5 protein-coding genes are annotated in these 6,727 nt (G+C 73.7%); 1 reads left to right on the plus strand and 4 read right to left on the minus strand.

The genetic code is table 11. The features are described 5' to 3' along the window. Window positions 1–91: 91 nt before the first annotated feature. From AB0J68_RS23675 to AB0J68_RS23690, 4 genes are read right to left on the minus strand one after another with little or no spacing between them, the layout of a single operon-like run. Window positions 92–1,459, minus strand: a complete 1,368-nt coding sequence (locus AB0J68_RS23675) for a formimidoylglutamate deiminase (RefSeq protein ID WP_363940501.1) — start codon at window positions 1,457–1,459, stop codon at window positions 92–94. Beyond that, window positions 1,450–2,652 carry an allantoate amidohydrolase gene (locus AB0J68_RS23680; RefSeq protein WP_363940502.1) on the minus strand — a complete coding sequence of 401 codons (1,203 nt, stop codon included), beginning with the start codon at window positions 2,650–2,652 and terminating at the stop codon, window positions 1,450–1,452. The genes AB0J68_RS23675 and AB0J68_RS23680 overlap by 10 nt, the downstream gene beginning before the upstream one ends. Next, the gene (gene hutU, locus AB0J68_RS23685; protein ID WP_363940503.1) at window positions 2,649–4,307 is read right to left on the minus strand and encodes a urocanate hydratase; all 1,659 of its coding nucleotides are present in this window, start codon (window positions 4,305–4,307) and stop codon (window positions 2,649–2,651) included. The genes AB0J68_RS23680 and hutU overlap by 4 nt, the downstream gene beginning before the upstream one ends. A gap of 16 nt (window positions 4,308–4,323) precedes the next feature. Further along, entirely contained in the window at window positions 4,324–5,175 is an 852-nt protein-coding gene (locus tag AB0J68_RS23690; RefSeq protein WP_354855140.1) for a MurR/RpiR family transcriptional regulator, read from the minus strand. 130 nt (window positions 5,176–5,305) lie between these two features. Here AB0J68_RS23690 and AB0J68_RS23695 point away from each other — a divergent pair, with 130 nt between their 5' ends. Then, window positions 5,306–6,622, plus strand: coding sequence for a hypothetical protein (locus tag AB0J68_RS23695; RefSeq protein ID WP_363940504.1), 1,317 nt, complete (start codon window positions 5,306–5,308; stop codon window positions 6,620–6,622). Window positions 6,623–6,727 lie beyond the last annotated feature (105 nt).

Consider the following 6,727-nt stretch of genomic DNA (forward strand, 5'->3'; position numbering starts at 1 on the left):
ACCAGCACGGCCGCCTTGCGGCGGATGCCCAGCGGGCCCTCGCCGACGCCGTTGGTGACCAGCTCGCCGATGTTGTCGACCAGCAGAGCGCTCATGACCGGATCACCGCCTCGATCGACGCCGACAGTTCGGCCGGCACGTCGACGCTCAGGTGGCGGCCCTCGGCCACCACCACGCGGCCGTCCACCACGACCTGGTCGACGTCGGCCGCCCCGGCCGCGAAGAACGTCCCCACCGGCGGCACCCCGGCGGTGCGGGCGCTGTCGAGTCGTACCGTGACCAGGTCGGCGCGGGCGCCCACGGCGATCCGCCCGGCGTCGGCCCAGCCCAGCGCCGCGTGCCCGGCGGCGGTCGCCATGGTCAGCAGGCCCGCCGGCGTGAAGTGGCCGCGGCGGCGGGTGCGCAGCCGCTCGTCCAGCTCCACCGCCCGGGCCTCCTCGAACAGGTCGATCACGGCGTGGCTGTCGCTGCCCAGGCTCAGCCGGATCCCCGCGTCGGCCATCCGCCGGGCCGGGCCGATGCCGTCGGCGAGGTCGCGTTCGGTGGTGGGGCAGAGGCACACCCCGGTCCGGCCGTCGGCGAGCAGCGTCAGGTCGCCGCTGGTCGGGTGGGTGGCGTGCACGGCTGTGGTGTCCGGCCCGAGCACGCCGTGCTCGGCGAGCAGCGCGGTGGGCGTACGCCCGTGCACGGCCCGGCACTCGTCGTTCTCGGCGGGCTGCTCGGAGAGGTGTACGTGCAGCGGTGCGCGCCGCTCCCGGGCCCAGTCGGCGACCGTACGCAACTGCTCGGCCGGGACCGCCCGCACCGAGTGCACGGCCGCGCCCAACCGGGCGTGCGAGTCCGCCGGCTGGAACGCCGACACCCGCTGCGCCCAGCGGGCCGCGTCGCCGTCGCCGAAGCGCCGCTGCGGCCCCGCGAGCGGCCGGCCGTCCACCCCGGCGCTCAGGTAGCAGGCGTCCAGCAGGGTGAGCCGGATACCGGCGTGCGCGGCGGCCTCGACAAGCGCCGCGCCCATCGCGTTCGGGTCGTCGTACGCGCCGCCGTCGGGTCGATGGTGCAGGTAGTGGAACTCGCCGACGCAGGTGATCCCCGCGAGGGCCATCTCGGCGTAGACGGCGCGGGCCAGCGCCAGGTAGGTGTCCGGGTCCAGCCGGTCCGCCACCGCGTACATCCGGTCCCGCCAGCTGAAGAAGTCGCCCCGGCCGCCGTGGGTACGCCCGCGCAGAGCCCGGTGGAAGGCGTGCGAGTGCACGTTCGCGAGGCCGGGCAGGGTCAGGCCGGGCAGCGGCACCGCGTCGGCGTACACGTCCACACCGGCGCTCGGCCGACCGGGCGCGGCCAACGCGGTCACACCGGTGATCACCCCTGCGTCCGTCTCGATGAGCACGTCGGGCGTGGGCTGGGCGAGATTGGGCAGCCAGGCGTACTCGGCGAGCCAGCGGGTCGGGGTCAGCGGCATGTCAGCTCCTCCAGCACGCGGGCCAGCGCGCGCACCCCGGCGGCGCAGTCGTCGTCGGTCGCGGCCTCGGCGGGGGAGTGCGACACCCCGGTCGGGTTGCGCACGAAGAGCATCGCGGTGGGCAGGTGCGCGGCGAGCACCCCGGCGTCGTGCCCCGCACCGGTCGGCAGCACCGGCGCGTCGAGCAGCGCGGCCATACGTCCGGCCAGCCCGCCGTCGAAGGCGACAAGCGGGGTCACCGACTCCTCGGTGACGGTCACCTCCGTACCGTCGCGGCGGGCCCGCTCGGCGAGCTTGCCCCGGACCGCGTCGACCAGCCCGGCCAGGGTCTCCGGGTCGGCGGCGCGGGCGTCCAGCCAGCCGGTCACCCTCGACGGAATGGCGTTGGTGGCGTTGGGCTCGACGGCGACCCGGCCCACGGTGGCGTGCGCGCCGCGCAGCCGGGCCTCCTTGTTGGCCGCCAGCACCGTGAACGCGTAGGTGAGCATCGGGTCGCGGCGGTCGGCCATCCGGGTCGTACCCGCGTGGTTGCCCTCGCCGACCACTTCGAAGCGCCAGCGGCCGTGCGGCCAGATCGCGCTGGCCACACCGACCGGCGCGTCCGTGTCGATCAGCGCGCGGCCCTGCTCGACGTGCAGTTCCACGAAGGCGCCGAACCGGCCCAGCAGCTCCGGTCGGGCGCCCGCCGGCCGGGCGCCGAGCGCGTCGGCGAAGCTCACCCCGGCCGCGTCACGCAGGCCGGCCGCGCGGTCGGCCGCCAGCGCGCCGGTGAGCAGCCGCGACCCCAGACAGGGTACGCCGAAACGGGCGCCTTCCTCCTCGACGAACGCGCCCAGCACCAGCGGTCGGACGGGGGTGACGCCGGCGGCGCGTAGCTCGTCCACGGCCAGGAACGCGCTGACGATGCCGAGCGGCCCGTCGTACGCCCCGCCGTGCGGCACCGAGTCGAAGTGGCTGCCGGTCAGCACCGCGTCGGAGCCCTCGGGGTCGCCCCAGTGGGCGAACAGGTTGCCGTTGCCGTCCTCGGTGACCGGCAGGCCCCGCCGCTGTGCCTGCGCACGGAACCAGGACCGCAGCTCCTGCTCCGGCTCGGTCAACGCGTAGCGCAGGTAGCCGCCGCTGCCGGCGTCCCGTCCGACCGGCGTGATCTCGTCCCACAACGCCCGGAACCGGCCGGGAAGGTGGTCCGTCACGAGTTGCCACCCTCGGCCATCGGCACCCGGACCCCGGTGCGCTCGGCGACTTCGCGGGCGCTGTCGTAGCCGGCGTCGACGTGCCGGATGACGCCCATCGCCGGGTCGTTGGTGAGCACCCGCTCGATCTTCTGCCCCGCGAGTGCGGTGCCGTCGGCCACGCAGACCTGCCCGGCGTGGATCGACCGGCCGATGCCCACCCCACCGCCGTGGTGGATGGACACCCAGGAGGCACCGCTGGCCGTGTTGACCAGGGCGTTGAGCAGCGGCCAGTCGGCGATCGCGTCGGAGCCGTCGGCCATCGCCTCGGTCTCCCGGTACGGGCTGGCGACGCTGCCCGCGTCCAGGTGGTCCCGACCGATGACGAGTGGGGCGGAGAGTTCACCGGAGGCGACCATCTCGTTGAACCGCACACCCGCCCTGTCCCGCTCGCCGTAGCCGAGCCAGCAGATCCGCGCCGGCAGGCCCTGGAAAGCAACTCGTTCCCCGGCCAGCCGGATCCACCGGGCCAGCGATTCGTTCTCGGGGAACAGTTCCAGGATGGCCCGGTCGGTGGCGGCGATGTCCGCCGGGTCGCCGGAGAGCGCCGCCCACCGGAACGGGCCCTTGCCCTCGGCGAACAGTGGCCGGATGTAGGCCGGCACGAAGCCGGGGAAGTCGAAGGCGCGCTGGTAGCCGGCGAGCTGCGCCTCGCCCCGGATCGAGTTGCCGTAGTCGAACACCTCGGCGCCGGCGTCGAGGAAGCCGACCATCGCCTCGACGTGCCTCGCCATCGACGCCCGCGCCCGGTCGGTGAACTCGGCCGGCTTCGCCGTCGCGTAGTCGCGGGCGTCCGCCAGCTCCACCCCCACCGGCAGGTACGACAGCGGGTCGTGCGCACTGGTCTGGTCGGTCACGATGTCGATCTCGACGCCCCGGCTGAGCAGCTCGGGGAACACCTCGGCGGCGTTGCCGACCACGCCCACGGAGAGAGCGCGCCGGTCCCGCTTCGCGGCCAGCACCCGCTGCACCGCGTCGTCCAGGGAGTCGGCGACCTCGTCCAGGTAGCGGTCGTGGACCCGGCGGTCGAGGCGGGTGCGGTCCACGTCGACGATCAGGCAGACACCGTCGTTCATGGTGACCGCGAGCGGCTGGGCGCCACCCATCCCGCCGCAGCCGGCGGTCAGGGTCAGCGTGCCGGCCAGGGAGCCACCGAACTTCTTGGCGGCCACGGCCGCGAACGTCTCGTAGGTGCCCTGGAGGATGCCCTGGGTGCCGATGTAGATCCACGAGCCGGCGGTCATCTGCCCGTACATGGTCAGGCCGAGCTGTTCGAGGCGGCGGAACTCCGGCCAGGTCGCCCAGTCACCGACCAGGTTCGAGTTGGCCAGCAGCACCCGGGGTGCCCACTCGTGGGTGCGCATGACCCCGACCGGGCGGCCCGACTGCACCAGCATCGTCTCGTCCTCGCGCAGGTCGGTCAGCGTACGGACCAACGCGTGGTACGACGGCCAGTCCCGCGCCGCCTTGCCGGTGCCGCCGTAGACGACCAGGTCGTCGGGGCGTTCGGCCACCTCCGGGTCGAGGTTGTTCATCAGCATCCGCAGGGCGGCCTCCTGCTGCCACCCGCGGGTGGTGAGCTGGCTGCCCCGTGCGGCACGGATGGGCTGGGTCATCTGCGGTCTCCTCCGGTCAACCGAGGAACAACTGTCGGCGGGCCGCGGAGGCTTCGAACGCCTCCAGACGGCGTTGGGTGTCGGCCGGCGCGGCGTCGCAGATCGCCTGCAACAGCACCATGGCCAGGGTCATCGGGGCGGTGTGCAGGTCGAAGACGAGCTGGGCGCCGACGGCGGCCGGCAGCAGCACGTCGGAGTGTTCGGCGGCCGGGCTGACCGGCGAGTCGGTGATCGCCACGACGGTCAGCCCGACGGCACGCGCGTCGCGCAGCGCGTCCAGGGTCTCCCGGGGGTAGCGGGGCAGCACGAAGGCGAGCACGGCGGACGCCCCGGCCTCGGCGGCCTGCTCCAGGCGGTCGGTGAGCAGGCTGCCGCCGTCGTCGAGTACCCGTACGTCCGGGTGCACCTTGGCGGCGAAGTAGGCGAAGTACGCGGCCAGCGGCGCGGCGGCGCGCAGGCCGAGCACCGGCAGCGGGCGGCTGGTCGCGAGCAGCCGGCCGGTCTCGGCGATCCGGTCGGTGTCGGCGAGCTGACCGGCCAGCCGGTCCAGGTTGCCCATCTCGGCGCGTACCGCCTGCTGGAGCTCGTTGCCGGCGTCCGTCGGCCCGCCGGGTGTCGTGCTGGTGAGGTCGCGCAGCCGGCGGCGCAGCGCCGGATAGCCGTCATGGCCGAGCGCGACGGCGAACCGGGTGACCGAGGGTTGGCTGACCCCGGCCAGTTCGGCGACCTCGGCCGCGGAGAGGTACGCCACGGCCGGGGCGTGCTGCACGAGACAGTGCGCGATCCGACGCTGGGTCGGGGTGAGCCGTACGCCGTCGAACAGGTTGAACACCTGTTCGGCCGACGCCTGGACCGCTCCGTCATTCACTCCGCGACTGTATGCATGAAAACTTTCACGAAGCAAGTAGTGGCTCGATCACCGGCGGATGCCGGCCGAGGAGGGTCAGGTGTGCGAATGGCCGGTACTATCCGCACGGCGGTACAACGGAGGAGTGCGCATGCAGCCGGAAGGCCCCTACAGGTTCACCCACGCGCTCGGCGGGTCTCCGGTGGGGAAGGCGTGGGCCGCGATCGACGAGCAGGGCCGGTTCGTCACAGTGGCGGTGCTCGACGCCACTGTGGCCGCAGCGCCAGGCTGGCGCGAGTCCTTTGCCGGAGTCGCCGATTCGCTGGCGCAGGCTCCGGGTGGGCCGGCCTACACGTACGCCGACTTCTCGGCCGACGCCCCCTGGGTGGCGTACCCGGCCGAGGCGGGTGCCGGGGCCGAAAAGCTGTTCCGGGCCCTCGGCGTCGAATACACCCCCGCTCCGACGGCTGCGCCGCCCACGTCCGCCCCGCCGTCGGTGTCCGCCCCGCCCGTGTCGAGCCCGCCGCAGCCGGTCTCCGCTGTGCCGCAGGCCCCGTGGGCAGTGCAGACAGGTCCCGTCCCCGGCAAGTTGGTGTCCGCGATCCCGCACCCGATCTCCGGCGTACCCATTTCGCCGGCCGAGGTGACGTCGGCGCCACCCGCCCCGGTGATGTCGGCACCTCCCGCGCCGGTGAACTCGGCACCACCCGACACCTACAGCCACGGTCCGACGAACGCCGACCTGTTCGCCTCGCCAGTGCGTCGCATCACCCCCTCCGCACCGCCCAAACGGCGGACCGGCCTCTGGGTCGGAGCCGCAGCGCTGGTACTGGTGGTGCTGGCGGGCGGGGGCGGCCTCGTCGCCTGGGCCGGCCGGGCTGACGACGACAACCCGGCCGACCTGAACGCCACCGCCACCGCCGAATCGCCACCGATGCCTACCGCCCCGCCACAGTCGCCGGGAATCGAGCCGCCGCACGGAGGCAAGTGGCCGGCACAGTGGCCGGGGTTCACCGAACGGGACAACGTGCGGACGCTGACCGGCCTCGAAGGGCTCGGGTTCCCGGTGAAGGTTCCGATGGGCTGGTCCTGCACACTTGCCGGTCAGGCCGAGGGGTTCGTCAAGTACAACTGCGGCATGACAGCCTCCGGGGGGTCGCCGATCGGTGGTGAGCTGATCGTTCGGAACTGCCCTGAGCCGTGTGACGAGCAACGCCAGACCACGATGCGGATGAGCGAGGAGGCGTGGGGCGCGCGGTGGATCCGCAGCGGGCAGTACGCCACCTACGCCGAGGCGCTCATCAACGCCGACGGCGAGCAGCGGCACGCCCTGGTCGTCGTCGCCTACTTCCGCAGCGGGGACGGTGTCGTCGACCGGCAGCTCGTGCTCCGCATGACCAGCCCGGTGCCGGAGGCCCAGCAACTGCGCCGGGTCGCCACCTACCTGCGGGACGTCGTGGTCTTCTGAACCTGCCGTGGGGGTGGGGCGAGCGGCCGGCGGCGAGGCCCAGAGACAAACAAAAAAGGACCCCGCTCCGTGGCGGATGCGCGAGAAACGGAACCGCCAGCGGCT

It is taken from the genome of Micromonospora sp. NPDC049580 (assembly GCF_040675595.1).
Classification (GTDB): domain Bacteria; phylum Actinomycetota; class Actinomycetes; order Mycobacteriales; family Micromonosporaceae; genus Micromonospora.